Origin of the sequence: Kribbella sp. VKM Ac-2569, from assembly GCF_004216905.1 — a bacterium.
In the GTDB taxonomy this organism is placed as follows: domain Bacteria; phylum Actinomycetota; class Actinomycetes; order Propionibacteriales; family Kribbellaceae; genus Kribbella.
Genome location: NZ_SGXJ01000001.1, coordinates 2276638 through 2302071, shown reverse-complemented (window position 1 = coordinate 2302071; position 25434 = coordinate 2276638). Strand labels below are relative to the sequence as shown.

Below are 25434 nucleotides of genomic sequence, written 5' to 3'. Positions count from 1 at the left end.
CAGCGGGCTCCGAGATCTTGACCTTCAGGCCTTACTCTCCTAGTTTCGGTCAAGACCACAATTGCCGCCACCCCCTCAGGCGGGTCGGGGAGCGTCGGTGTGGTGGAGCGAAGGAGGGAGCGCGCCACCCCACTTGCCCCCTACTGGTGCAGTTCCTCCAGGCAGCGGATCACCAGATCGCGCTCGCCCGCCTGCAGTTCCGGTCCGAACGGGTCGTACGCGGCCGCGGCCGACACCAGTCCCTCCCACTCGGCCGCCCAGAGCATCCGCTGCACATAGCCCTCGATCGGCGCATAGAACGTGGCCGCCGCGAACCGGTCCAGCCGGTCCGACGCGGTCAGGAACTCCGAGTGGTCGCCGGCCGTCCAGGCCCGCAGTACGGCGGCCGACAACTCGACCTGCGCCGACGCGATCCCGACGAGCGCCGTGTCCGCGCCCCACATGAACGACGGCCCGTACATCCGGTCCTCGCCGGTGATCAGCAGCTTCCCGCTGTCCCGTCCGGCCCAGATCGCGTCCTGGCACCCGATCGCGCGGTCCAGCGTGGCCGTTTTCACGCCGAGCATCGCGTCCAGCGAGAGCAAATCGCGGATCAACGAGGGCGAGTACGGGTACCCGCCGGCCTCGCCGTGCAGGTAGAAGCCGACCAGCGGCAGCCCGCTCTCGGCCGCGACCCGCTCGTGCAGCGCGACCGCCTGCGCGTGCCCATCCGGCAGCTCACCTAGCACTGCTAGCGGATAGACCATCACCGCATCGGCCCCGCCGGCCGCAGCAGCCCGCGCCATCTCCACGGTCGCGTCCGCAGCCTCTTCCAGCGTGTGCGCCGCGGAAGACTTCGGTACGCCGACACCGGCGACGATCGGTACGTCGGTAGCGGACCGCCACGTCTCGAGCACCTTCGCGCGATCGCCCGGGGACAGGTAGAGCCCGCGCCCGGTGTGTGCCCACACCGCGACGCCGCCGACGGTGTGCTTCGTGAGTGAGACGGCGTACGCGGACAAAGCGTCGTACGCGACGACGCCGTCGGAGTCCATCGGGGTGACGACCGCGGGGAGCAGCGTGCCGCGGAGCCGTTCGACGAGTGGATGCATGATGACCTCTCAGACCCTGTCAGACATCGTGCCCGAGACCGGGGCGCTTCGGTACGTCGATCCAGCCGTCGCAATCGGCGAATACGGTCGGGGCCAGCGGGTCCTCGTCGACCATCAACGGCCCCACCAGGTCCGCCGCGACGGTCGCTCCGGGTACGGCGGCGGCCAGGTGTACGGCGGCCAGCGTCGCGACACCCAGCTCTGGCATCGACCCTACCTTCACCGCGAGGCCCGCGGCCTCGGCCACCGCGGCGATCTGCAGCGCGCGGTGGAGCCCTCCGACCTTGAGGATCTTGATGTTCAGTACGTCGGCCGCACCGCGCCGCGCGATCTCCAGAGCGTCGTGCAGCGAGTGCATGCTCTCGTCGACCATCACGCGGACGTCGAGGCGGTCCCGCAGCCGTACGAGCCCGGTCAGGTCCCAGCGCGGTAGGGGCTGCTCGAGGAGGGTGAGGCCCGCCGCGCTCATCTTGGTGAGGTACGGGAGGGCTGTGGTTGCGTCGTACCCCTCGTTGGCGTCCAGGCACAGCTCCGCGTCGGCGGGGATCGCGGCGCGGACGGCGCGGATCAGCTCGAGGTCCTTGGCCGGGTCGTGGCCGCCCTTGACCTTCAGGTGCATGAACCCGCGGTCGGCGTACTCCGCGGCCTCGGCGGCCATCTCGTCGAGGGTGCCGAGGCCGACCACCCACGTGGTCTGCACGCGGTCGCGGATGCTGCCGCCGAGCAGGGCGTGGACCGGCCAGCCACTGATCCGTCCGGCGAGGTCGAACAGGGCGATGTCGAGGCCGGCCTTGGCGACCTGCTGGCCGCGCAGTACGGCGTCCATGGTGACGTGAGCGCCCGCGCGGTCGAGCGGGTCGCGGCCGATCAGCGCGGGCGCGAGGTGCTCCTCGATCGCCGCTTGGACTCCGGCCAGCGTCTCGCCTGTGTACGCCGTCATCGGGGACGTCTCGCCGATCCCGACGTCGCCGTCGGCGGTGTGCACCTCGACGACCAGGCTGATCAACTCGTTGCTCACGCCGCTGCTGATCCGGAACGGCCGGCGGTACGGCGCGCTCACCACGCGGGTCTTGATCGCACTGATCGGCGCGGCCCCGAAGGCCTCCGATCCCCCACCCGGCAACCCGGCCGGTTCTGCTGCAAGACTCATAACCGGCTCCTAGGGTCGCAATCTGGGCGGAAAGCATTTACGGTCAAGACCGTAAATACCCTGAGCGCTCTCTGTCAACGGAAGGTGGCACCCCGATGCGGCTGGGTCTCTATCTGAACCTCTACGGCACCCCGGACGAGCGGCCCCAGCTGGCCGACGCCGTCGAGCAGGCGCGGCTGGCCGAGCAGGCCGGATTCGAGTGGGTCGTGCTGGGCGAGCGGCACCTGCACCGGCCCGGGTACCACGAGATCCTGACGTCGATGACCTGGCTGGCCGCGCACACCTCGCGGATCGGGATCGCGACGGCCGGGATCGTGGCGCCGTTGTACGACCCCGTCGTACTCGCCGAGACGCTGGCGCACATCGACGTACTGTCGGGTGGGCGGCTGACGGCGGGGTTCGTGCTCGGGTACCGGCCGGAGGAGTTCGCGCTGTACGGCGTGACGCAGGCGGAGCGGGTCGCGCGGTTCGAGGAAGGGCTGGAGATCCTCACCCGGTTGTGGACGTCCGACGAGGTGACGTACGACGGCAAGTTCACGTCCATCCAGGAGGCGTACCTGTCGCCCCGCCCGGTGCAGACGCCGCGGCCGCGGTTGTGGAACGGCGGCCGGGTATCGGCCGTGCTGGAGCGTACGGCGCGCATGTGTGACGGCTGGACCACGTCCTTCAACGAGCTGGACGCTGACCTTCCCGCGAAGATCTCGGAGTACCTGTCCTACCCCCAAGGCGCCGGATCGCTGGGCCAGGAGGTCATCCTTTGCCGCGAGGGCTACTGCGCCCCCACGTCCCAGGACGCACGCCAGGCCCTCGAGGAGCCGCTGCGCGACCTGTACGACGCCTACACCGGCTGGAAGCGTACGTCGACAGACGCAGCCCGCTACACCCAAGGCTGGGACGAAATCGCCGACCGCAGCGTCATAGGCTCCCCAGCCCAATGCGCCGACCGCCTGGCCCACTACGAGTCCATGGGCGCCGACGGCATCATCCTCCGCATCCAACCCCCCGGCATGCCCCAATCCGAAGCCCTCAAGGCCATCGAGTCCTTCGGCAACCTGTAAAAGGCAACTTTGGGAACCCACCAACCATTCTCAGTCCGGGATTTTGGTTGGTGGGTGCTCAAAGTGCGGGTTCAGGCCTTCAGGCCGGACATGGCGATGGAGTCGGTTAGGTAGCGTTGGAGTAGGCCGAAGACGAGGAGGCTGGGGACCACCGTGATGGTGGCGCCGGCCATGACCTGGTTGATGGGGACTGCTTGGGTTTGGAGGGTGGCCAGGCCGACGGTGAGGGTTTGCATCTGGCCGGACTGGCCGATGACCAAGGGCCACAGGAAGTCGTTCCAGTGCCAGAGGAAGACGAAGATGCCTAGTGTCGCCAGGACCGGGCGGACCAGTGGCAGGACGATCATGGTGAAGATCCGCCACTCGGGGGCGCCGTCGATCTCGGCGGCCTCGAACAGTTCGTCGGGGAGTTGCATGATGAACTGGCGCATCAGGAACACCGCCTGCGAGTTCGCCAGCGTCGGCACGATCAGGCCCCAGTAGCTGTCCACCCAGTCCAGCTTCGCGACCAGGATGTACGACGGGATCAGCGTTGCCTGGAACGGGACCATCAACGTGGCGAGGAACGCCCAGAACATGATCTCGCGGCCGGGGAACTTCTTCTTCGCGAACGCGTACCCGGCCATCGACGCGAACAGCAGCACGCACGCCACGGACACCAGCGAGTAGAGCAGCGAATTCACCGTCCACCGCGGGATGTCCGAACTGGACAGCACCTTCGAGAAGTTCTCCAGCGTGAAGTTCGCCGGGTTCAGCGCGTCCGGGAACGTCCGTCCGCTCGGCGGCGCGAACGCGACCAGCACCATCGCCGCGAACGGCACGATCGTCACGATCGCGGTCAGCGCCAGCAAGGTCGGCAACGTCAGCCGGCCCGCCGTACGCCGTCCTGCCGTCGGTGTCTCCACTACCGGCCGGACCGGCGGGCGGTCGAGTACCTGAGCCATCTAGTCGTCCCTCCCGACGAGCCGGCGCTGTACGAGCGAGACGATCAGCACGATCAGGAACAGCACCAGACCGATCGCGCTGGCATAACCGAAGTCGAAGTACTTGAAACCGCTGTCGTACAGGAAGTACACGAGCGAGTAGCTGGACCGCACCGGTCCGCCGCCGGTCATCACGTACATCGCGTCGAAGACCTGGAAGGCGCCGATGGTCTCGATCACGAGCACGAAGAACAGCACCGGCCGCAGCTGCGGCAGCGTCACGTACCGGAACCGTTGCCAGGTCCCCGCGCCGTCGATCATCGCGGCCTCGAGATACGACTTCGGCACCGCCTGCAGGCCAGCCAGCAGGATCAGCATCGAGTACCCGAAGCCCTTCCACGCCGACGTGACCGCGATCGACGGCAGCACGGTGCTCGACTGGCTGAGGAAGTCGATCGGACCGATGCTCACCAGCCCGAGGACCGAGTTCAGCAGCCCGTCCTGCGCGTCGTAGATCCACTTCCAGATCACCGCGGCCAGCACGATGCTGGTCACGTACGGCAGGAAGAACACGCCGCGGAAGAAGCCCCGCTTCCACACCACCTGGTGGAGCAGTACGGCGGTACCGAGCGACAGCAGGACCGTCAGCGGGACGAAGATCACCGTGTAGGTGATCGTCACCAGCAGCGCCTCGTGGAACACCTTGTCCGACAACAGTCGCGTGTAGTTGTCGAGCGCAATGAAGTCCCACTTGCCGCTGATCCGGTAGTCGGTCAGCGAGAGGAAGAAGGCCCCGATCGCGGGCAGGAACCGGAACAGCAGGAACAGCACCAGCATGGGGGCGACGAACAGCAGACCCACCCAGGGTCTGCGCCGAGGCCCACCTCGCGGACGGCCGGCCGCGGGTCCCGCCCGACCCGCGACCGTGTCCTGCGTGTTGGTCAACGCTGCCTCGAGAGCAGGTCGTTGGCCTGCTTGGCAGCGTCGTCCAGAGCCTGCTGCGGCTGCTTCTTACCGGTCAGCACGGCCTGGATCTCGGTGCTCAGGAACGACATGATCTGCCGCGCCGCCGGGTTCGGCTCACCCGGGATCGCGTACTGCAGCGCGTCGTGGAACTTCGTCGCGGTCGGATCCGCCGATTCGGACTTGGCGTCGTTGCGCGGCGAGTAGAACCCGGACGCCTTGCTGAGCGCGTCCAGTTGGGCCGGCTGCATCATGAACGACAGGAACTTCTTCGCCCCGTCGGTGTTCTCCGAGGCCGCGTTCACCACCAGACCGCCCGGCAGGCCGAACCCGACCTGCTTCTTGCCGGTCAGCGGCGTCCCGATCTCGATGTTGGCGGCGCCCCAGGTCTTCGTCACCGTGGCGGCGTCGGCCGGCACGCTGGTCATCGCCATCGCGACCTGCCCCTTGCCGAACGGCGAGTCGGCGACCACGTTGCCCGCGGTGAGCGCGGTCTTCGGGATCGCGCCCTCGTCCCACAGGCTCTTCAGGAAGGTCAGCGCCTCCAGGCCGGGCGCCTGGTTGAAGGTGACGCTCTTGCCGTCGTCGGCGAACACCTTCCCGCCGGCCTGCCACAGCAGCGGGTAGAAGTTCAGGTTCAGCGTCGCCTCCGGCGAGGCCGAGTAGTCCAGCGTGGAGAACCCGGCGGCCTTGAGCTTCGGCGCGGCCGCCTTGATCTCGTCCCAGGTCTCCGGCGGCTTGCTGATCCCGGCCTTGGCCAGCACGGTCTTGTTGTACATCGTGGTCGTGACCGTGTGGTAGATCGGGGCGCCGTACACCTTGCCCTCGACCGTCAGGCCGGGGATCGCGGCCGGCAGGAACTTGTCCTTCTCCGGGGTGACCACGTCGTCGACCGGCTCCAGCGAGCCGCTCTTCACGTACTGCGGGATCTGGTCCGGGATCATCAGCAGGACGTCCGGACCCTTCCCGCCGGAGAACGCGGCCGCGACCTTCTCCTCGCGGCCCTTCCACGGCTGGTTCTCCAGCTTCAGGTCGATGCCGGAGTTGGCCGCCTCGAAGTCGGTCTCGACCTTCTTCCAGTAGGCGTCGCTGGCCGCCTGGTCGGCGATCACGGGGTACATCCAGAGCGTGACGCTCTTCTTCGAGTCCGCGGAGCCAGAGTCACCTCCGCCGCACGAACTGAGCGCGGCAGCGAGAACGAGCGCCGTGAGTGGTGCCGCGATGCGGCGGACGGTGGATTTCATCGCACCCCCAGGGTGTCCGGAAGTCAGGGCCGGAAGTTGTTCAAAGTGGTCGAACCGAATAACGGTCAGGACCGAAAGTAGCTGGGGTGAATTTCGGCTGTCAACGGCTGATATCAATCCGGAACAGCTCGGAGCCGCTCGTCATCAGCAGTTGGTGATCCCCGCGGACGCCGAGCCGCCGGTGGGCGTGCGCGACGAACAGCGTCGGGACGGCGTTCGCCCCCGGCGCGATCCGGTAGATCTTGTTCAGGTCGATGCTCACGTAAACGGCCTCCGAGGTGGCGACGATGTCGCCGCTGGAGTTCGTCGTCCCGAGCGTGAAGGACTTCTTCAGCTTGCCGCTGTCCGGCGCCACGGCGAACACGGTCTTCCCGGCCACGCCCCACAGCAGCCCGTCCGGTCCGATCGTGACCGAGGACACCGTCGCGGCCTTCGGCACCGGCACGGTCTCCCAGAGTTTCTTCTTGTTGGCCACGTCCCACCCGAATACTGTGCCCGCGTCGCGGGTCGGTGGCGTGGTGGACAGGCCGCCGACGATCGACGTACCGCCGTACACGATGCCGCAGTGGGAGGTGAGGCCGAAGACGGACTCGTCCTGGACGACGTTGCGGTACTTCTCCGCGGTGTTCGTCGTCGGGTCGTAGATCACCAGCGCGCCGCCGAGCCGGTCGCCGTCGGGGACGGTGCCGACCGCGATCTTGCCGTTCACCTCGGTCAGCGCGCGGGCGCGGGTCTGCAGGAGATCGGGCTTCAGGTTGAGCAGCTGCTTCGGGTTGTCCGGCGTACCGGGCGGTCCGGGGGAGTACTCCGGGCTGCTCCAGGGTTTCGTGGGGTCGTAGGAGTAGAGGCGGGCCTCCGGATAGGCGCCGACCCAGACGGTGCCGTCCGAGCCCTCCATCAGGGCCTCGACCTGGGAGAACCGGTTGAACTTCGCCTCGCCCGTGGTCGGGTTGACCACGGACACGCCGCCGTTCAGGAAGCCGCCGGCGTAGATGTTGTTCTTGCCGCCCGCGACGGACAGGATCTCGATCGGCTCCCGCCGGACCTTGGTGGTGAAGATCTCGGACTTGCCGGTCTGCGGGTTGTACCGGAACTCCTCGCCGCGCCACAGGGTGCCGACGACGCTGGTGCCCGGGTAGTCCGGGAGGTTCAGGTCGGCGTACCCGATCGAGCGGGCGTTCTGGATCCGGCCGGTGAACGTCAGGCCGGTGCCGGTCAGGGTCTTGGTCGCCGGGTCGTACTTCTTCAGTTCGCTGCTCTGGATCAGGTACAGCGAGCCGTCCGCGCCGACCGGGGAGATGTCCAGGCCGTGCGCGTTCGGGATCTCGTCGACCCAGGTGCGGCTGGCGATGTCCCAGACGTAGAGCGGGCCGGGGAAGGCCGTGCTGATCCGGGCGTACACGCGCCCGCCGCGGGCGTTCAGGTCGTACACGACCTTGTCGGACGGGTCGCCGAGACCGGGCGGGGACGGAAGTTCGGTGATCGTTCCGCTGGTGGCGTCGATCTCCATGATGTGCGCGTCGGGCATCGTGCCGGCGTACACTTTGCCGCCCGCGTAGTCGATGCTCTTGACGTACGTCTGACCCGCGAGGACGGTGCCGTAGTCGTGGATCGCGCCGGTCTGGTCGTCGTACCGGAACACCTTGCCGTTCGGGAACGTCCCGCCGTACACGTTGCCCTGGTCGTCGGTGGTGATCCGCCAGATGAACGACTCGGTCGCGATCGGCCGGCCGAGGTCCTCGACGCTGCCGCCCGGCCGCAGCCGGTACAGGTGGCCGTTGTTGTAGGTGCCGACGTAGATCGTGCCATCGGGCGTCGCGGCGACCGCGTAGCTGCCGTCCGCACCGGGCAGCGCCGCGGAGAGCAGGCTGTCGCCGGTGGCCGGGTCGATGGCGTTCAGGTACGCCGGACTTCCGGTGGACACGTTCCAGATCGCGGTCTTGCCGTTCGGGCCGGGCGCGACCGTGCCGCCGATGAGCAGTACGTCGGACAGCGGCGTACCGAGTGAGGTGACCGTGCCGACCGGTGGTTGATTGCCGGCCCGCGCCGGTGAGGTCAGGGTTGTGCCGAGCAGAGCGACGAGGGCCAGTGCGAGAAGGGAGCGGACTGATCGCATACGAATTGCCTCCGGGGTGCCGTATTTACGGTCCTGTCCGAAAGTGAAGCTCTCACGGCGTGGCCAAGTCAACGGCTCGGCACAATTTGCAGCTACTGACAGCAACGGGTCCGGTTACGGCCTCGGCCGTTAAAGCTGCGGCAGCGCGTCGAGCAGGTCCTGGAGCTTCTCGCGGGTGGCTGCGAAGTAGCTGTTCTCGCGGTGCAGCGCACGGTGGAACGCAGCCAGCTCGGCCGCGGAGATGGTGTTCGAGAACGTGCTGATCTCGGTCAGGTCGAGCCGTCGGTTGAACAGGTGCGCGGTGTCCCGCCAGCGGTGCAGCAGGCCGACGAGGTCGGCGTCCCGGTGCAGGCCGAGTGCGCCGGACACCAGCGCGAGATCGACCGCCGACACCACCAGCCGCGGGTACACCTGCCGGGTGGTCGGCGCGTCGGGCGAGAACCGCTCGTCGTTCAGCAGCCTGGTGTTCTCGTGCAGCTCGTTCGTGACGGCCCGCAGGACCTCGGTACGGCGTTCCGCCTCGGCCGTCAGCCGCTCGACGAAGATGCCGGTCAGTCCGGCGACCAGAGTGAGTGAGTTGACCGCCGGCTCCCAGCGCGAGCCATCCGGCCAGTAGAACCACAGGACTCCCAGAACGAAGGCCAGTGCGAGCAGACCGTACGTCAGCGCACTGACGGTCCGCCTCATGTGGACCAGATGTCGTCGGCGAGGCTGCGTGCGGTCTCGCCGGCCCCTTCCGGTGCGAGCAGCAGCAGCTCCAGGCCGAACGGGTTCGGGCGGCGGGCGTACCGGAACTGGGACTGGATCGCCTCGACCGGCGTCAGCTGACAGGCTTCGGTGAGCCGCTTCAGCCGGGTCGTGGAGTACTTGCGGGTGGTGTAAAGCCGGATCGTGTCGCCGATCGGCAGCACCGCCTCGGTGTGGTCCGGCAGCTCCATCCGGATCTCTTCGCCGGTGTCGTTCTGCCAGAAGATCTTCACCAGCAGCGCGTCCTCATCCTCGACCTCGCCGACGAACTTGACCAGGTCGTTGTTGATCTTGAGGTCGGTGTTGTACCGCAGGGTGCTGGTGACGAACTCCGCGAACGCGCGAGTCTGGTGGTACTCGTCCGCGGCCGCGTCGGCGGACTCCTGGTCGAGTCGCGTCGTACTGGCCACCTCGAGCAGCAGCCGGTCCTGCGGCCGCAGCACCCGGGTGAGCGTGCCGAGCAGTTCCTCGTCGCTCTCGAAGTTGGCCAGCGTGTTGCCGGTCAGGGTGAACAGGATCGGCTCGTCGTCGACCAGCCGGGCCAGCATCTGCCCGAGCTCCTCCATGTTGTCGGCGATCGAGAAGTCGAGCTGCACCGGCAGTACCTGGGAGACCGGGAAGCGGGCGCCGCGGACCGGCTCCAGGGTGCCCATCCGGAGCATCTCCGAGCTCATGTCGACCGGGATGTAGTACATGTCCGGGTTGTGCCGGCGCATGTCGCTGAGGATCGTGCGGTCCTTGACGCCGGTGCCGACCCCGAGGCTGACCAGGTGGAAGCCGCCGTTCTCGACGTGCGGGCGGAGCTTGCGCCAGTGCCGCAGGAACGACTCCGCGCCGGCCTTCATGACCAGGTAGAACGGGTCGTTGGTGGCGTTCGCCCAGGCGATCGTCGGGCCGATTCCCCAATAGGAGAAGCCCGAGGTGATCTGCTTGCCGTCACCGGACGTCGAGAACGGTCCGCGCAGGTCGCCGGTCAGCGTCGCGAGCTTGTCCGTCTGGTCCTCGCCGACCAGCACCAGCGACCACGCGAAGTCGTCGTCGGCCAGCGCATGCTCGAGCTTCCGGATCACGGGTACCGGCTCTGTCACGTCTCACCCCTCACATGATGAGAGGTCAGGTTATCGGTTACCGCCGGCTACTGCCGGTCAGACCGGAGTGACCGCGTCGGCCTCGCGACCCTTGGGCCCGTCGACGATCTGGAACTCGACGTGCTGGCCGTCCTCGAGCGTCTTGTACCCGTCGGAGACGATCTTGCTCCAGTGCACGAACACGTCGTCCTGCCCGTCGACGGCCAGAAACCCGTAGCCCTTGTCGGCGTTGAACCACTTCACGGTGCCGCGCACCATCGATACTCCTTGACTACGGGATCCGCTGCACCCGGACCCCTCCGGTACTTCGCGGTCCACAAGCCTAGCCCAGGCCCTCCGTCGGTCGGCGCACTGTCCGCGGCACCGTGAACGCGGCGGCGAGCCCGGTCAGAGCGAGCGAGATACCGAGCCCGAAGGCCATCCGGTACCCGGTCATCGGCGCGGCCGACGCGATCACCGGCCCGGACAGCGCGAGCCCGAGCGAGGCCCCGAGTTGAGCAGCTGAGTTGAGGACGCCGGCGGCGACACCACGGTCGGTTTCCCGCACGTACGCCGTACCCGCGGTGGTGGACGCGACGGACGCGACGCCGAGGCTCACACCCATGACCCCGAAGCCGCTGATCAGCAGAGTCAGCGGCAGTCCCTCCGCGGGCAGCGGCAGCAGTACGGCGACACCCACAGCAACACCCGTGAATCCGGTCAACAGCGCGCGCCGTACGCCGAGCGCGTGGACTGCCGCCGGACCGAGCAGGGAGCCACCGATCACCGCGACGTTGAAGACCGGGAAGATGAGCCCGGCCAATGCCGGTGGCAGGCGCAGTGTGTCCTGCACGTACAGCGCGGCGGTCAGCATCGCCGGGCTCGTCGAGGCGGTCAACGCGGCGGCGGTGAGGTTGCCGCCGAGAACGCCGTGGGTTCGCAGCAGCGAGGGCGGGAGCAGAGGCTGCCGCGACGTTCGCTCGATGCGCGTGAAGCCGATCATCAGCAGGGCAGCTGTTGTCAGCGCCGCCCAACCGGGCCACGCGGCGGCATCCCGCGCGATCTCCGACAGGCCGACGGCCGCCAGGGCGATGCCGGCCGTGACGCAGCAGGCGCCCGGGAGATCGAGGGTGACGACGCGAGTCCGGCTCCCGCGGCCGGGAAGGCTGCGGACGCTCCAGAGCAAGGCGACGAAGCCGATCGGCACGTTGACGGCGAACACCCAGCGCCAGCCTGCGACCTGGGTGATCAGGCCGCCGAGGAACCAGCCGCTCGCCCCGCCCCCGGCGCCCGCTGCCGTCCACCATCCCAGCGCTCGCCGCGCCGCTTCCGGAGGCAGCGCGTCCGACAACGCGGCCAACGCCGCGGGAGACAGGAGCGCCGCGCCGGCGCCCTGGGCGAGGCGGGCGCCGATCAGAACGGCCGGGGACCAGGCGAGAGCGCAGACGAGCGAGGCGGCAGAGAACACAGCGAGCCCGATCCGGAAGATTCGCCGTGCGCCGCCGAGGTCGGCGGTCCGGCCACCGAGCACAAGCAGTCCGGCCAGCACGATCGTGTACGCCATGAACACCCAGGGGAGCGTGGCCGCCGCGAAACCGAGGTCCGCACCGATCGCGGGCAGTGCGGTGGTGACGATGGTTGCATCCAGCACGACGACGAACTGGGCCACGCAGACGACTGCCCAGCCGGAGGAACGGATCGAGGTGTTTCCGGTCAAACCGCTCATGCAGGAAACAGTGCCCGCGTCCACGGATGGCAAACTGATAAAATGCGTTTTGATGGAAACAGTTGAGCTCCCTCCAGGCATCCGCGAGCTGCCCGTGGTCGCGGGCGACCTCGCGCTGGACTTCGCCAACACGGTCGACGATCCCGTCGGTCCGTTGCGGCACGACCACATCGCGGACTACCGCTCGCTGCTGCACTGGTCGCTGCGAGTGGGCCTGCTGACCGGGCCCGACGCGGATCGCCTGCTGCTCCGTACGGCGCCACGCCGGGCGGTGGCCGTAGTCCGCCGGGCCCATCAGTTGCGGGAGGCAATCAACCTGGCGGCGGGTTCGATCGCCGACGGCCGCGAGCTGGAGGGATGGACCGAGCTGCGCCCCTTCGTCCGTACGGCGGTCGACCACGCCGACCTGGTGGACCGCCGCCCGGTCTGGCCGATGGAGGAGCTGGAGTCGCCGCTGTGGCCGGTGGCGCTCGCCGCCTACGAGCTGCTCACCGGCCCTCGCGCGACTCGCATCAAACGCTGCGCGGGCTGTCCCTGGCTGTTCCTGGACCAGTCCAAGAACAACAGTCGCCGCTGGTGCTCGATGGAGATCTGCGGCGTCAACCAGAAGATGCGCCGCTATGTCACGCGGCGTGCTGCTCGTCGCGTCCAGCCCTGAGCCGCCCATCCGAGGCAGAGTGCCGCACCCACCAGTCCCGCGCTGACCCAGAGCGGGCCGCGGAAGGTTCCGGATCCGATCGCGAGGCCGCCCAGCAGCGGTCCGGCGGCAGCGCCGACGTTGAGGGCGGCGGTGGCCAGTCCGCCGGTCAGGACGGGCGACTCGGTGCCGGCGTACAGGGCGTACGAGATCAGCGTCGAGCCGACCGCGAAGGACAGCGCGCCTTGTACGAGGACCAGGGCGACAGCCGGTACGACGTACGCCGTGGTGAGGGCGAACGCGCACCATCCGAGCAGCAAGATGCCGCCGGCAACGAGTACGAGTCGGTCGTCGCGACGGTCGGCGTACCGGCCGGCGACGGTGACGCCCGCGAACGAGCCGAGACCGAAGAGCGCGAGCATCACCGGAACCCATCCCGCCCCAAGTCCGGTTACCTCGGTGAGCACGGGCGAGAGGTAGGTGAACGAGCAAAACGTCGCGCCGTTCACGAGGGCGCCGAGGATCAGCAGTACGGCGAGCCTTGGCGACACGGTGAACCGCCCGACGGTCGCCGGGCCGGTTGTACGGTCCGGGACGGTGCGCAGGATCCCAAGCAGTGCCGGGAGCGAGATGAGCGCGACCGCCCAGAAGGCGGACCGCCAGCCGAGGTACTGGCCGAGCACGGCACCCGCCGGTACGCCGACGATGCACGCGAGCGTCGTACCGCCGAGAAGGACGGAGGTCGCGCGACCCTTCGCGTCCGGGTGGACCAGGGCGGCGGCAGTGGCGAGGGCGATGGCCAGGAAGCCCGCGTTCGCGAGGGCCGCGAGGACCCGGGTGATCAGCAGAACGGTGAAGTCGCTGGTCAGCGCGCCGACCACGTGGACCGCGAGGAACACGGTCAGCGTCACGAGCAACGTCCGGCGGCGTGGCCAGCGGGCGCCGAGTACGGCGACTGCCGGGGCGCCGACGATCATCCCGAGCGCGAACCCGGACGTCAGCCAGCCGGCGGTGGGAATCGAGACGCCCAGGTCCTGGGCGATGTCCGGGCCGAGCCCGGAGAGCATGAATTCAGAGGTCGCCTGGGCGAAAACGGCCAGGCCAAGGAGATACAGCACGAAAGGCATGGAAATGCTCCGCAACCATCAGAAGACGGGTATGAGTCGTCTCCGGCGGTTCCGGGCGAGTTACACGGAACGGCCGGTGGTTACGATCTGTCCGCCTCCGGGCTGGTCACGGCCTGGAGCTTAGAGAACCGGCACACCCACCGTCCACCGAGTTAGGCGCGGCGGGATGCGGCGAGGCCGAGGAGGCCTCCGGCGACCAGGAGGAGGGCGCTCGTCACGCCGAGGTCGTCGGTCTGCAGTACGCCGTTGTCGGTCAGCATCCAGATCGTGGCAGCACCGGTCAGGACCGTGCCGGCCACCACGCCGGGCACGTCCGGCTTGGTCTTTCGCTGCTGGCTCATCCGCGCTCCACCTTGATACTGCCCAGCCTGAGGTCCAGGTCCAGGGTGACCTGCTGCGGGCCGGCCTTGCCGTCCATGCCGAGGTCGTTCAGCTTCAGTTCGGCATTATGACCCTCCTCGTGCTGGTTGAGGAAGGCAACGTCTCCCATCTCGGTCGACACCGTGCCCTGCACGTCCACGTCCTGCGGGAGCTTGACGACCACATCGCCGAGGCCGCCGTGGACCACGACCTTCGCACCCGGCCCGAACTTCGCCTGGGTCAGGTCCAGATGCACCGACCCGGCGTCGAACTCGTAGCTCGTCCCGGTCGCGGTGATGGTCTGGGTGGACGGCGCGACGTAGTTGGTGTCGGCGAAGTTGCGCGGCACACCGGCGAACACCGTGCTCGCGATGGCGCCGATGGCCAGCAGGATGCCGAGCGGCAGCAGGGCCAGCGTGCGGCCGACGAACCCGCCGAGCAGCATGCCGCCGCCGAGCGTGGCCAGGCCGATGATCAGCATGGTCGCCGTGGGCGCACCCGCCAGCGCGGCGATGCCGATCGCGAGGCCGGTCAGCACGACGATGATCGACTTGATCCCGCGCACGCCCTTGGCAGGCGGCCCGGCGGGGGTGCTCGCGACCGGCGAGGTGGTGCCGGCCGGCTCGTCGACGTACAGGCCGAGGGGGTCGTCCTCGGTCCACACAGGCTGGACCGGTTCGACGGTGCGGTCCTGGGGTCGCTGTGTGGCCGAGGACGACGGACCCGCCGGGGGAGCTGACGGGTCGCTCTGAGGAGGCGTGTACGCCGTGGTCTGCTGCGGACCGAAGTACGCCGAAGTAGCCGGCGGCACCGTGTCCTGCGGGCGCTGTCCCTGCTTGTTGTTGCCCTTGCGCTGCTTCGCGATCAGCCAGATGACGCCCACCACGATCAGCGGGCCGGGCACGAAGCGGCCGAAGTTGAACGACGACATCATCGCGATCGCGAAGAACACGCAGGCGCCGATCACCACCGGCCAGAACCACGGGTGGTCGGTCCGGACCCGGTCGCCGAGCACGCCCTGCGCTGCGGAGCGGTCACTGCCCTCGTCGGGCATCAGGACCCAGGCGGCGATGTAGAAGATCACGCCCGGACCGCTGATGATCAGGACGGCCATCACCACGCGGACCAGCACCGGGTCGATGTTCAGCGCGCGGCCGATGCCGCCGCAGACACCCGCGACCCAGCGGTCCGACCTACTGCGCCGCCAGCTCTGGGGGTTCTGCAGGCGGTTGCGGTCGAACCCGGCGGGTCCACTCTGGTTCTGCTCCATGTCATCGATACTCGCGCGAATTCGCCCCGCATCACATCCGGGATACCCCCTGAGGACCCCCGGAGTCGCTGGAAATCGGGGTTCTCCCCTAGCCGACCCTGAGCCCAGCGGGCGGGCGCTGAGGAGGCGGCCCGGGACAAGCCTGCTGGTGTCGGGCCGGTCCACATGTGACGATCGTTGTGATGAGCCAGCCAGCAGCCGCGCCCCCGGGCGGGTCCTCCGCGAACGGAGCCCCACCCGAGCCGCCGCCTGGGCAGAACCAGGATCAGTGGCGCTTCAAGGGCTGGGGACCGCAGGGCCCGGGGCAGTACCAAGGCCCGTACGCCGCCTACGCCGCGCGGATGGGCAACCAGCACGCCGGCTCGGGTGGTCCGGCGTACTCGTCCACGCCGCCACGACCGGCCGCGGAGCCGACTCGTCGGGCGTATCGCCGTACCGAGGGACGCGTCGTCGCCGGTGTGGCCGGCGGGATCGCGGACCACCTCGGCGTGTCGGACACCGTCGTACGGCTGGTGCTGATCGCGACCACGGTGTCCGGCGGCTTCGGCGTACTGATCTATGCGGCGCTGTGGTTCCTGATGCCGCTCGCGCCGGAGACCGTGCCGGATGCGCCTGGGCTGGCCGCGCACACACGTAAAGGGCTACGCACCGATGAACCGGCGCCGCCGGTCGCCGAAGCGAAGCAGCGGAAGCGGGAGAAGAGCCGCGGCCAGCTGCCCGCGCTGGTGGCCATCGGCATCGGCCTGGTCCTGCTCCTGCAGGTCGCCGGGCTCGGCATCGCCGGGAAGCTGTTCTGGCCGCTGGTGTTCGCCGCGACCGGTCTGGCGCTGATCTGGCGGCAGGCTGACGAGAGCCAGAAGGACAAGTGGACGCGCGACGTCCGGGTCCCGATCCTCGGCCTGGTGCTCGGCAAGGGCGGCTGGAAGTCGCTGATCCGGATCGCTGTCGGGCTGATCCTGCTCGGCACCGCGGTCACCTTGTTCCTGGTACAGAACGGCCGGCTCTCGATGGTCGGCGACGTACTGATCGCGCTGCTGCTCGCCGTGGTCGGGATCGGGGTCATCGCCGGGCCGTGGGTGCACCGGCTGAGCCGGGACCTGAACGCCGAGCGCGCGGAGCGGGTGCGTTCGCAGGAGCGCGCCGACATGGCCGCGCACCTGCACGACTCGGTGCTGCAGACGCTGGCACTGATCCAGAAGCAGGCCGAGGACCCGAAGGCGGTCGCCAGGCTGGCGCGCTCGCAGGAGCGCGAGCTGCGATCCTGGCTGTACGACGAGGAACACGACGCCGACCAGACGATCGTCGGCGCCGCGAAGCAGGCGGCCGCCGAGGTCGAGGACTCGCACGGCGTACCGATCGAGGTGGTCACGGTCGGCGACTGCGACCTGACCGAACCACTGGCGTCGATGGTCCGGGCCGCCCGGGAGTCGATGGTGAACGCCGCCAAGCACTCCGGTGCCGCGAAGATCGACGTGTTCGTCGAGGTGGACGGCGACCGGGTGGAGATGTTCGTCCGCGACCGCGGCAAGGGCTTCGAGGTGGACGAGGTCCCGGACGACCGGCTCGGCTTGCGGCACAGTGTGATGGGCAGAATGGAACGGCACGGCGGACGCGCGACGGTGCGGTCCGATTCCGAGACAGGCACCGAAGTGCGACTGGAGATGGACAGATGAGCAGCAGGCGCGTCGTAGTCATCGACGATCACGACATGTTCCGGGCCGGGGTACGCAGCGAGATCGGCACCGCTGTCGACATCGTCGGGGAGGGAGCCGACGTCGACAGCGCGGTCAAGGCGATCGTCGGCACCGAGCCGGACGTCGTACTCCTCGACGTCCACCTGCCGGGCGGCGGTGGCACCGAGGTGATGAAGCAGGTGCACCAGCGGCACCCGGACATCAAGTTCCTCGCGCTGTCGGTCTCCGACGCCGCCGAGGACGTGATCGGCGTGATCCGGGCCGGCGCCCGCGGGTACGTCACCAAGAACATCTCCGGCACCGAGCTGGTCGACGCGATCAACCGGGTCGCCGACGGCGACGCAGTGTTCTCGCCGCGGCTGGCCGGCTTCGTCCTGGACGCCTTCTCCGGCGCGATCGACATCGCCTCGGTGGACGAGGACCTGGACCGGCTGTCACAGCGGGAGCGTGAGGTACTGCGCTTGATCGCGCGGGGCTACGCGTACAAGGAGGTCGCCCGCGAACTCTTCATCTCGGTGAAGACGGTCGAGACCCACGTCTCCTCGGTACTCCGCAAACTCCAACTCTCCAACCGCCACGAACTAACCCGCTGGGCCACCGACCGCCGCCTGGTGTAATCACGCGCCAGGGCACCGGATATGGCCGAGGTTGTCGTACCGCTTACCGTTCGCGACCTGACCGACGCCGACCTGCCCGCCTGCGGCTGGTACGGGACAGCGACGGATCTTGCGTACGTAGCCGAAGCGATCCGACGTGCCCGTCGCGGCGAGGTCGACTACTTGGCGGTCTGTCCGCCTTCCGGTCTGCCTGTTGCGGTTGGTGGGGTCGACTACACCAAACCGCCCGGCGCGGCGACTATTTGGCAACTGTCGGTCCAGGCGGAGCTGCGCTCATGTGGGATCGGATCAGTCCTGATCGGGGCGTTGGAACAGCGAGCTCGAGCCCGCGGACTCGGTTGGGTCGAGTTGGGCGTGGACGACAACAGGTCGCGACCGCGCGGCTTGTACGAGCGGTTGGGCTACGTGGTGAGCGGCAACGAGATCGGCTCGTGGGACCAAGAGGCTGCGGACGGATCCACGGCCCGCTACGAAACGCGGATCACTCTGATGCGCAAGCAACTGACCTAGAGCCTGATAGTTCCAGAGGTCGGGTTAACCCCAACACCGTTCGGTTAAGGGCGGGGGCCGGCTCTCAACCCCGGTGGTGGGAAAGAAATCGTCGGCATGTGCAAATTTGTTTCCCAACCGTCCGTCACGCACTCCGCCTCGGGAGCCGACGGTCGTCGGAGTTGCCGAACCGGCTCAAGTGGGGAGGCTCGCGTACCGGATCCGGCGGGTAATCCTCCCCGGTCCGTAGATCAGGCTGTCATGGGCTCCGTCGACAGCGGGCAGGCGGGTCGTTTGAGTCCTGTAGAGCTTGATCGCGTGGGGGCTTACCTGCCGGAGGAGGTGTAGGGGAGGAGGGCCATTTCGCGGGCGTTTTTGATGGCTCGGGCTACTTGTTTCTGTTGCTGGACGGACAGGCCGGTGACTCGGCGGGAGCGGATTTTGCCGCGGTCGGAGATGAACTTTCGCAGGAGCGCGGTGTCCTTGTAGTCGATGAAGGTGATGCCGTCGCGGTCCAGTGGGTTCTGCTTCGGCTTGCGCTTGCCGGTGGGTACCGGGCGTCGGGCCATGACGGCCTCCTTTGTTGAATGTCGTTTTCAACTAGCGTAGCGCAAGGTCTCAGCGGTGGCGTGTTTCGGCCAGGGCATCGATTCGCCACTCCGATCCTTCGGTCCGGGCTTGGCGGCTGTTATACCGTCGACTCTTATGGAGCGGAATCTCACAGCCGATCAGCTCGCGCTCTTCGAGAAGGAGTTCGCATCGAACCCGCAGTACCGGGTGATGCAGAACGCCGTCACGCAGACGCCGGTCAACAGCATCGCCCTGGATCGCCAGGTCGTCACGTCCATGGATCACTCGGTGTCCAATCTGCTGGACGACTGGAAGGTCACCAATCAGAAGAAGAGCGGTCGGTGCTGGCTGTTCGCGGGGCTGAACCTGCTCCGCGCCGGCGCGGCCGACAAGCTCGGGGTCAAGGACTTCGAGTTCTCGCAGAACTACGTGCTGTTCTGGGACAAGTTCGAGCGTTCGAACTTCTTCCTCGAGGCGATCATCGACACCGCGGACCGCGACGCCGACGACCGGACGGTGGCGCACCTGCTGTCCGACCCGATCGGTGACGGCGGCCAGTGGAACATGTTCATCGCGGTGGTCCGCAAGCACGGCCTGGTGCCGAAGACGGCGATGCCGGAGACCGAGAGTTCGTCCGCGACCGCGCAGCTGAACGACGCTCTCCGCAAGCTGCTTCGCCAAGGCGCGCGCGACCTGCGGGCGCTCGACACCGACGACGCGCGCCGCGACCGTAAGCGGGAGATCCTGACCACCGTGCACCGGGTGCTGAGCATCCACCTCGGTACGCCGCCGCAGAAGTTCCTGTGGCAGTGGAAGGACAGCGACAAGGGCTTCCACCGCGACGGCTGGACCACGCCGACCGAGTTCGCGGCGGCGTACGTGCAGCTGCCGGTCGACGAGTACGTCTGTCTCGTGCACGACCCGCGGGAGACCAGCCCGGTCGGCCGGACCTTCACCGTGGACTACCTCGGCAACGTCATCGACGCCCCGCCGGTGGTGTACCTGAACGTCGAGATCGACCTGATCAAGCAGCTCACCCAGGACGCGATCGTCGGCGGCGAGCCGGTCTGGTTCGGCTGCGACGTCGGCAAGCAGATGAACTCCGACCTCGGCTTCTGGGACGCCAAGCTGTACGACTACGGCGCGGTGTACGACACCGAGTTCACGCTGGACAAGGCCGAGCGGCTCGTGCACCACGAAACGCTGATGACGCACGCGATGCTGTTCACCGGCGTCGACGTGGTGGACGGCAAGCCGCGCCGCTGGCGGGTCGAGAACAGCTGGGGCGACGAGAAGGCCGACAGCGGTTTCTGGACCATGAATGACTCGTGGTTCGGCGAGCACGTCTTCGAGGTCGCCGTACGCCGGTCTGCGCTGCCGGCCGACCTGCAGGCCCGCCTGGACGAAGCCCCGATCGTCCTCCCCGCCTGGGACCCGATGGGTGCGCTAGCCGATCAGGCCTAACGCCTCAGCGGGGCGCTCGAGGGTTGGCAGGTGGCCGGCCCACGGGAGGTGGATGCGCTCCGGGTTCGGCAGCCGTTCCGCCAGGTAGTCCGCGCTGTCGGTGAAGAACTTGAAGTCGTGCGCGCCGGTGATCAATCGCACCGGCGCGCCGATCTTCTCGGGCTCGACGGCGTACTCCTCGTTCTCCAGGTCGTCGCCTGCGGCGAGCTGCAGGTCGAAGGCGCGTTTCTGCATCGCCCGCAGGAGCTCGCGGGCGTCGTCGTCGGCGTCCGGACCGATCCAGCGCCGCACGGTGAGGTCGGTCGCGCCGTCGACGTCGCCGGCCTCCAGCAGCTTGTTCTCCTCGCCCCACAGCGCCCGGAGCTCGTCGTCCGGCTCCACGTTGTCGGTCGGCGCACAGAGCAGTACGAGACGGGCGAACCGCTCGGGCGACCGGCTCGCGGCCTGCTGTACGACGTACCCGCCGTACGAGGCCCCGACCGCGATCACCGCACTGGACCCGACCGCGTCGAGCACCGCGAGGACGTCGCCCGCGTCGGAGTACTTGGCACCCGCCTCCACCGGCGTCTCGCCGTACCCGCGTAGGTCCAGCGTGATCACCCGATGGCTCGACTTCAGCTCTTCCACCTGCCGGGCCCACATCCGGGCGTCGGCCACGCCCGCGTGCACGAGCAGCAGATCCGGGCCGTCCCCGGTCACGTCGTAAGAAATCGTCATGGCTGCACCCTGTACGTCGTACCGCCCGCAGGCAAACCGATTAGACGCGGACGACGGTGAAGGCTTCCGCGTAGTGGTTGGCAGGGTAGCCCGCGGCCGTGGCGACGGCGGCGAAGTTGCGGCGGATGCCGGTGCGGAGGCCGTCCGGGTCGCGGTGCTGGCTGGTGTGTGACATCAGTGCCGCCAGCTTCTGGTCGAAGGTGTCGGTGATATCGACGTAGTGGTTCGCGACCGGGTGGTCCATCATCCACAGCTCGCCGACCTCCCACGCCTCCTCGGTCAGGTCCGGGTACGCGTACGGGTTCCCGGCGGCCGGGTAGAACGCCCGGACCGTTGCCTCCGCGGCGGCCAGGTGGTCGGGGTGGGAGACCTGCAGGCGGTGCCACGAGCGCTCGGGCGACTGCGTGAGCAGCCGCTGCGGGCGCACCTTGCGGATCACCTGGCTGATGTCGCGGACGAGCTCTGCGGTCGGCTCGACAGATCCGTCCTCGTACCCGAGGAAGTGCAGGTCGCGGACCCCGACGTGTTGCGCGGCAGCTGTCTGCTCGGCCCGACGTACGGCGGGAATCTCGGCGCGGTCCCGATCCGGTTCGAAACCACCGGCCTGCCCGTCGGTGACGATGCAGTACTGGACCTCGATACCGGCCTTGGTCCACAGCGCGACCGTGCCGGCGCCGCCGAAGTCGATGTCGTCCGGGTGCGCGACGACCACCAGAATCCGCTCGATCTCGTCATCTGGTCGCGGATTCGCCTCGGGCACGCTCACAGCCAGACCCTAGCCGTTTGCCCAGGCAGGCACAGTTGAACCTATGGAGTTCGGTGGGGTCTGCGACCCCCAGGACGCCGGCTTCGACCACGACCGTCTCGCGGAGGCGATCGGTCTGATCGAGGCACGGGGAGGGGTCGCGCAGTTGTGCGTCGTCCGGGGCGGCCGGACGGTGGTCGACCGCTCCTTCGGGTGCTCACCGAACGCGTTGTTCTGGCTCTTCTCCGCAAGCAAGCCGTACCTCGCGATCGTGGTCCATCAACTGGTCGAATCCAGGCGGCTGCATCTCGACGACGCGATCGCGGCGTACTGGCCGGAGTTCGCGCGCAACGGCAAACGTGAGATCACCGTCCGCGAGGTCCTGCGGCACCGGTCCGGCGTCTCGAACGCGGGCTCGTACGTCGGCGAGGTCCGTGCGATGACCGACTGGGACCGTGCGCTGCGCCGGATCGAGGAGGCCAAGCCGCGGTGGCCGATCGGGACCGTCGCGTACAGCCCGCTGGCGTTCGGGTTCATCCTCGGGGAGGTCGTACGGCGCTGCAGCGGGACGCCGATCGACGAGCTGGTACGACGTACCGTCCTCGAACCGCTCGGCGTCGCGGACACGTACCTCGGCCTGCCCGACGAGCTCTGGGACCGGCACGTGCCGATCCGGGCGTCCGGTCCGATCGGGCCGTTCATCCAGTCCGTCGTGAACCGCCGCAGTACGCGCGAGGCCGTCGTACCCGCTGCCGGGATCTCGACGACCGCACGCGACCTGGCCGAGCTCTATCAGGCGTTGCTCGAGGGGCGGCTGCTGCGGCCGGAGTCGCTCGCGACCGCGCTCGAGCCGACCAGCGAGGGCGAGTACGACCCGGTGGCGCGGGCACCGGTCCGGTGGTCTCAGGGCTTCCAGCTCGGCGGCCCGCGGTGGATGGAGGGTGCCGTGTCGTCCTTGGGGTCACTGAGCAGCCCGCGGGCGTTCGGCCACAACGGAAGCAACTGCTGTATCGGGTGGGCCGACCCGGATCGTCAGATCGCGTACGCGTACCTGACCAACCGGGTCGGCCGTCCGCAGCCCGACCTCCTGCACCACGCTGCCGTCGCCGACAAGGTGCTCGCAGCCGCCGACTAGGTGAGGACCGGAACCGCCGTCCGCTCGCTGATCACGTGGTCGACGATGCCGTACTCCTTGGCGCCGGCCGCGGTCAGCACGTGGTCGCGATCGGTGTCGTGCCGCAACCGCTCGATGGACTGGCCGGTGTGCCGAGCCAGGATCTCCTCGACCTGTGCGCGGACTCGCACCACTTCGTCGGCCTGCAGGATCAGGTCCGGGATCGTGCCCTGCCCACGGCCGGCCGGCTGGTGCAGTACGACGCGCGCGTGCGGCAGGAGCGCACGACGCCCCGCCGTACCGGCCGCGAGCAGCACCGCGCCGGCGGAGATCGCCTGCCCGACGCCGTACGTCGCGACCGGCGACTGGATGTACTGCATCGTGTCGTAGATCGCGAGCATCGCGGACATGTCGCCGCCCTCGCAGTTGATGTAGAGGTTGATCTCCGCCTCGGGATTGTCCGTCTCCAGGTGCAGCAGCTGCGCGATGATCGCGTTCGCGACGCCGGAGTCGATCCCCGTGCCGAGGTAGATCACGCGCTCGGTCAGCAGGTGCGAGTAGACGTCCATGATCCGCTCGCCGCGGGGATGCTGGGCGATCACGTTCGGGATCGTGTAGCTGCTCATGCTGCTGCCGCCTTCCTGGGCATGACCTGGTCGAAGGACTCGACGATGTGGTCGATGAAGCCGTACTCGCGGGCCTGGTCGGCGGTGTACCAGTGGTCGTGCAGCGAGTCCTCGTGCACGATGTCGAACGGCTGCCCGGTGTCCTCGGCGATCAGCCCGAGTACGGTGTCGCGGATGTGCCGCAGGTCGTTGGCCTGGATCTCGATCTCGACGGCGGATCCGCCGATGCCGGCCGAGCCCTGGTGCATCAGGACGCGGGCGTGCCGCAACGCGTAGCGCTTCCCCGGCGTACCGGCCGACAGCAGGAACTGCCCCGCGCTGCAGGCCAGCCCGATCGCCAGCGTCGACACGTCGCACGGCACCAGCCGCATCACGTCCCGGATCGCCAGCATCGACGGCACCGAACCGCCGAGCGAGTGGATCCAGAACGCGATGTCGGTGTCCGGGTCCTCGGCCGCCAGCGTGAGGATCTGGGTGGCCAGCAAGGTCCCGTTGTCGTCGTCGAGGGTTCCGTCCAGTACGACGATCCGCTGCCCGAGCAGCCGCTGCCGGGCGGACTCGTTGAACAGCGGCGGTTTCATGTCTTCTGCCATGTCATCCACACTGACCGGGCGAACGGCACGATCCCAGCTTTTCTGCTGACGGCAAGTCTGCCCACAGCAAAGCCGTTCCTGTGGCAGTCTCCTCCGGGTGATTTTGACCGACGACCTGTCCGAGCAGGAGCGCACCCTCCTGGAACTGACCGCCACCCCGGCCGCGACGCTGCTCGGCGCGGTGTCGATGATCCTGCGTACGACGCTGTTCAGCGAGGATCCCGCCGCCTGGGTCGACATGTGGCAGGCGCGCCCCGACCTCGCCCGTATCGAGTGGATGGACGGCCCGGAACTCGCCGACGTCGTCGCCCACCTGGCCGCAAAGGACTACGAGGGCACGATCGAAGGCGTCCCCGGCCTACGCATCACGTCGTACGACGACCACAACGCCAAGATGCACTGGCTCGGCGCCAGCACTCCGGTGGTCCTCCACCTGACCCGCCAGCAGTCCTAGAGAACGCCGGCCAACAACTCGTCGAAGCCGGCCGGAAACGTGTGACCGAGTCCCGGCAGTCGCTCGATATTGCATCCGAACCCGGTGAGCTTCGAGGCCGCACCGTCCACGACCTCGAGCAGATCGTCGTCGGTCCCGATCCAGATCGTTGCCGGCGACAACTTCCCGTCGGCGTACGCCGGAAGCTCCCGCAACGCAGGCGCCAACGCGACCACACCGGCAACAGCCGTCGGCCGCCCGGTGAGCGCCCAGTCAAGCGCCACTCGCCCACCCGCCGAGAACCCCGCCGCGATCAGCGGCAGGCCTGCGACCTCGGCGAGCGCACGGGCGATGTCTGCGCGTGCTTGCTCGGGGTCGGGCCAGGTGCGATACATCGGCGACATCCGGTACGACGACTGCACACAGGCCAAGGCATACCCGAGCTCCACCACCCCACCCCAATCCCGCCGGGCATGCCCCACGCGCTGCCCCGCCCCGTGAAGCGCCACCACCACCCCAACCGGCTCCCCGTCGGGTAGGACGACCAACGGAGGGACTGGTTCGTCAGCAACCCGCGCCTCCGACACCTTGATCAGCTCAGCGAACTCCGCGCGGTCCTGCAAAGCCTCCAAGTCGTCATCCACCAGGATCGCCGACCGCCACCACGCACCCGCCGTACTCGCGTCCTGCAACACCCGCATCGCCCCGTCGGCGTCACCGTCCGCGCCCAGCAGGCAGGCCTTCAGGTGGGCGAGTTCGGCGGCCCACGGCTCAAGCCCGTCGCTCTCCGCGTCCACCAGGTCCGCGGCGGCCCGGTAGCGGTGGTCGTAGTAGAGGACTTCGACCCGGTCCACCAGGTCGTCGTACCGCAGCTCGGAGGCATCCATGAGGCT

The 25434-nt window shown here is 68.5% G+C and carries 27 protein-coding genes; 8 read left to right on the top strand and 19 right to left on the bottom strand.

Annotated elements, in window-relative coordinates; all coding sequences use genetic code 11:
* Window positions 1-140: 140 nt before the first annotated feature.
* A complete protein-coding gene (locus tag EV649_RS10870) occupies window positions 141-1091 on the bottom strand; it encodes a dihydrodipicolinate synthase family protein (RefSeq protein ID WP_130382999.1) in 951 nt (316 codons plus the stop codon).
* Window positions 1092-1110: 19 nt separating this feature from the next.
* A complete protein-coding gene (locus tag EV649_RS10865) occupies window positions 1111-2241 on the bottom strand; it encodes an enolase C-terminal domain-like protein (protein ID WP_130382997.1) in 1131 nt (376 codons plus the stop codon).
* A gap of 95 nt (window positions 2242-2336) precedes the next feature.
* Between EV649_RS10865 and EV649_RS10860 the strand changes: the two genes are divergently transcribed.
* Window positions 2337-3299, top strand: a complete 963-nt coding sequence (locus EV649_RS10860; RefSeq protein ID WP_130382996.1) for an LLM class flavin-dependent oxidoreductase — start codon at window positions 2337-2339, stop codon at window positions 3297-3299.
* A gap of 71 nt (window positions 3300-3370) precedes the next feature.
* On the opposite strand, the gene EV649_RS10855 is transcribed toward EV649_RS10860, so the two are convergent.
* The 8 genes from EV649_RS10855 to EV649_RS10820 form a co-directional block, all read right to left on the bottom strand.
* Complete coding sequence (locus tag EV649_RS10855; protein WP_130382994.1) at window positions 3371-4243, bottom strand: carbohydrate ABC transporter permease; 873 nt, start codon at window positions 4241-4243, stop codon at window positions 3371-3373.
* Window positions 4244-5083, bottom strand: coding sequence for a sugar ABC transporter permease (locus EV649_RS10850; RefSeq protein ID WP_241997970.1), 840 nt, complete (start codon window positions 5081-5083; stop codon window positions 4244-4246).
* A gap of 80 nt (window positions 5084-5163) precedes the next feature.
* Complete coding sequence (locus EV649_RS10845; RefSeq protein ID WP_130382990.1) at window positions 5164-6429, bottom strand: extracellular solute-binding protein; 1266 nt, start codon at window positions 6427-6429, stop codon at window positions 5164-5166.
* A gap of 100 nt (window positions 6430-6529) precedes the next feature.
* Window positions 6530-8545, bottom strand: a complete 2016-nt coding sequence (locus tag EV649_RS10840) for a hypothetical protein (protein ID WP_130382988.1) — start codon at window positions 8543-8545, stop codon at window positions 6530-6532.
* Window positions 8546-8674: 129 nt separating this feature from the next.
* Window positions 8675-9232, bottom strand: coding sequence for a hypothetical protein (locus EV649_RS10835; protein WP_130382986.1), 558 nt, complete (start codon window positions 9230-9232; stop codon window positions 8675-8677).
* Window positions 9229-10380: an L-histidine N(alpha)-methyltransferase gene (locus EV649_RS10830; RefSeq protein ID WP_130382985.1), complete on the bottom strand. Its 1152-nt coding sequence runs from the start codon at window positions 10378-10380 to the stop codon at window positions 9229-9231. Before EV649_RS10830 ends, EV649_RS10835 begins: the two co-directional genes overlap by 4 nt.
* A 57-nt stretch (window positions 10381-10437) precedes the next feature.
* Window positions 10438-10638, bottom strand: a complete 201-nt coding sequence (locus EV649_RS10825; protein WP_130382983.1) for a cold shock domain-containing protein — start codon at window positions 10636-10638, stop codon at window positions 10438-10440.
* A 64-nt stretch (window positions 10639-10702) separates the two neighbouring features.
* Window positions 10703-12085 carry an MFS transporter gene (locus EV649_RS10820; protein WP_198682388.1) on the bottom strand — a complete coding sequence of 461 codons (1383 nt, stop codon included), beginning with the start codon at window positions 12083-12085 and terminating at the stop codon, window positions 10703-10705.
* Window positions 12086-12137: 52 nt separating this feature from the next.
* On the opposite strand from EV649_RS10820, the gene EV649_RS10815 reads away from it, so the two are divergent.
* Complete coding sequence (locus EV649_RS10815; protein ID WP_198682387.1) at window positions 12138-12743, top strand: CGNR zinc finger domain-containing protein; 606 nt, start codon at window positions 12138-12140, stop codon at window positions 12741-12743.
* On the opposite strand, the gene EV649_RS10810 is transcribed toward EV649_RS10815, so the two are convergent.
* From EV649_RS10810 to EV649_RS10800, 3 genes are all read right to left on the bottom strand, one after another.
* Entirely contained in the window at window positions 12704-13849 is a 1146-nt protein-coding gene (locus EV649_RS10810) for a Cmx/CmrA family chloramphenicol efflux MFS transporter (protein ID WP_130382979.1), read from the bottom strand. The two genes, EV649_RS10815 and EV649_RS10810, sit on opposite strands and share 40 nt — an antisense overlap.
* A 152-nt stretch (window positions 13850-14001) precedes the next feature.
* A complete protein-coding gene (locus EV649_RS10805; RefSeq protein WP_130382977.1) occupies window positions 14002-14190 on the bottom strand; it encodes a hypothetical protein in 189 nt (62 codons plus the stop codon).
* Entirely contained in the window at window positions 14187-15479 is a 1293-nt protein-coding gene (locus EV649_RS10800) for a PspC domain-containing protein (protein ID WP_130382975.1), read from the bottom strand. The genes EV649_RS10805 and EV649_RS10800 overlap by 4 nt, the downstream gene beginning before the upstream one ends.
* 182 nt (window positions 15480-15661) lie before the next feature.
* On the opposite strand from EV649_RS10800, the gene EV649_RS10795 reads away from it, so the two are divergent.
* From EV649_RS10795 to EV649_RS10785, 3 genes are read left to right on the top strand one after another with little or no spacing between them, the layout of a single operon-like run.
* A complete protein-coding gene (locus tag EV649_RS10795; RefSeq protein WP_130382973.1) occupies window positions 15662-17152 on the top strand; it encodes an ATP-binding protein in 1491 nt (496 codons plus the stop codon).
* Window positions 17149-17790, top strand: coding sequence for a response regulator transcription factor (locus EV649_RS10790; RefSeq protein WP_130382971.1), 642 nt, complete (start codon window positions 17149-17151; stop codon window positions 17788-17790). Before EV649_RS10795 ends, EV649_RS10790 begins: the two co-directional genes overlap by 4 nt.
* A gap of 21 nt (window positions 17791-17811) precedes the next feature.
* Window positions 17812-18300 (top strand): GNAT family N-acetyltransferase, encoded by a 489-nt coding sequence (locus EV649_RS10785; RefSeq protein ID WP_130382969.1) that lies wholly within the window; start codon window positions 17812-17814, stop codon window positions 18298-18300.
* A gap of 305 nt (window positions 18301-18605) precedes the next feature.
* Here the strand turns inward: EV649_RS10785 and rpsR are convergent, their stop codons facing one another.
* A complete protein-coding gene (gene rpsR, locus EV649_RS10780; RefSeq protein WP_130382967.1) occupies window positions 18606-18848 on the bottom strand; it encodes a 30S ribosomal protein S18 in 243 nt (80 codons plus the stop codon).
* Between the two features lie 136 nt (window positions 18849-18984).
* On the opposite strand from rpsR, the gene EV649_RS10775 reads away from it, so the two are divergent.
* Window positions 18985-20313, top strand: a complete 1329-nt coding sequence (locus EV649_RS10775; protein ID WP_130382965.1) for a C1 family peptidase — start codon at window positions 18985-18987, stop codon at window positions 20311-20313.
* Here the strand turns inward: EV649_RS10775 and EV649_RS10770 are convergent.
* Both EV649_RS10770 and EV649_RS10765 read right to left on the bottom strand, forming a co-directional pair.
* A complete protein-coding gene (locus EV649_RS10770; RefSeq protein WP_130382963.1) occupies window positions 20296-21030 on the bottom strand; it encodes an alpha/beta hydrolase in 735 nt (244 codons plus the stop codon). The genes EV649_RS10775 and EV649_RS10770 overlap by 18 nt on opposite strands.
* A gap of 40 nt (window positions 21031-21070) precedes the next feature.
* On the bottom strand, window positions 21071-21796 hold the full coding sequence (locus tag EV649_RS10765; RefSeq protein ID WP_241997968.1) for a PIG-L deacetylase family protein: 726 nt from the start codon (window positions 21794-21796) through the stop codon (window positions 21071-21073).
* 43 nt (window positions 21797-21839) lie between these two features.
* On the opposite strand from EV649_RS10765, the gene EV649_RS10760 reads away from it, so the two are divergent.
* On the top strand, window positions 21840-22910 hold the full coding sequence (locus EV649_RS10760; protein WP_130382959.1) for a serine hydrolase domain-containing protein: 1071 nt from the start codon (window positions 21840-21842) through the stop codon (window positions 22908-22910).
* Here the strand turns inward: EV649_RS10760 and EV649_RS10755 are convergent.
* Complete coding sequence (locus tag EV649_RS10755; protein WP_130382957.1) at window positions 22907-23515, bottom strand: ATP-dependent Clp protease proteolytic subunit; 609 nt, start codon at window positions 23513-23515, stop codon at window positions 22907-22909. The two genes, EV649_RS10760 and EV649_RS10755, sit on opposite strands and share 4 nt — an antisense overlap.
* Window positions 23512-24108, bottom strand: coding sequence for an ATP-dependent Clp protease proteolytic subunit (locus EV649_RS10750; RefSeq protein ID WP_130382955.1), 597 nt, complete (start codon window positions 24106-24108; stop codon window positions 23512-23514). Before EV649_RS10750 ends, EV649_RS10755 begins: the two co-directional genes overlap by 4 nt.
* A 97-nt stretch (window positions 24109-24205) precedes the next feature.
* Here EV649_RS10750 and EV649_RS10745 point away from each other — a divergent pair, with 97 nt between their 5' ends.
* Entirely contained in the window at window positions 24206-24562 is a 357-nt protein-coding gene (locus tag EV649_RS10745) for a hypothetical protein (RefSeq protein ID WP_130382953.1), read from the top strand.
* Here the strand turns inward: EV649_RS10745 and EV649_RS10740 are convergent.
* A complete protein-coding gene (locus EV649_RS10740) occupies window positions 24559-25428 on the bottom strand; it encodes a phospholipase (RefSeq protein WP_130382951.1) in 870 nt (289 codons plus the stop codon). The two genes, EV649_RS10745 and EV649_RS10740, sit on opposite strands and share 4 nt — an antisense overlap.
* Window positions 25429-25434: the final 6 nt, after the last annotated feature.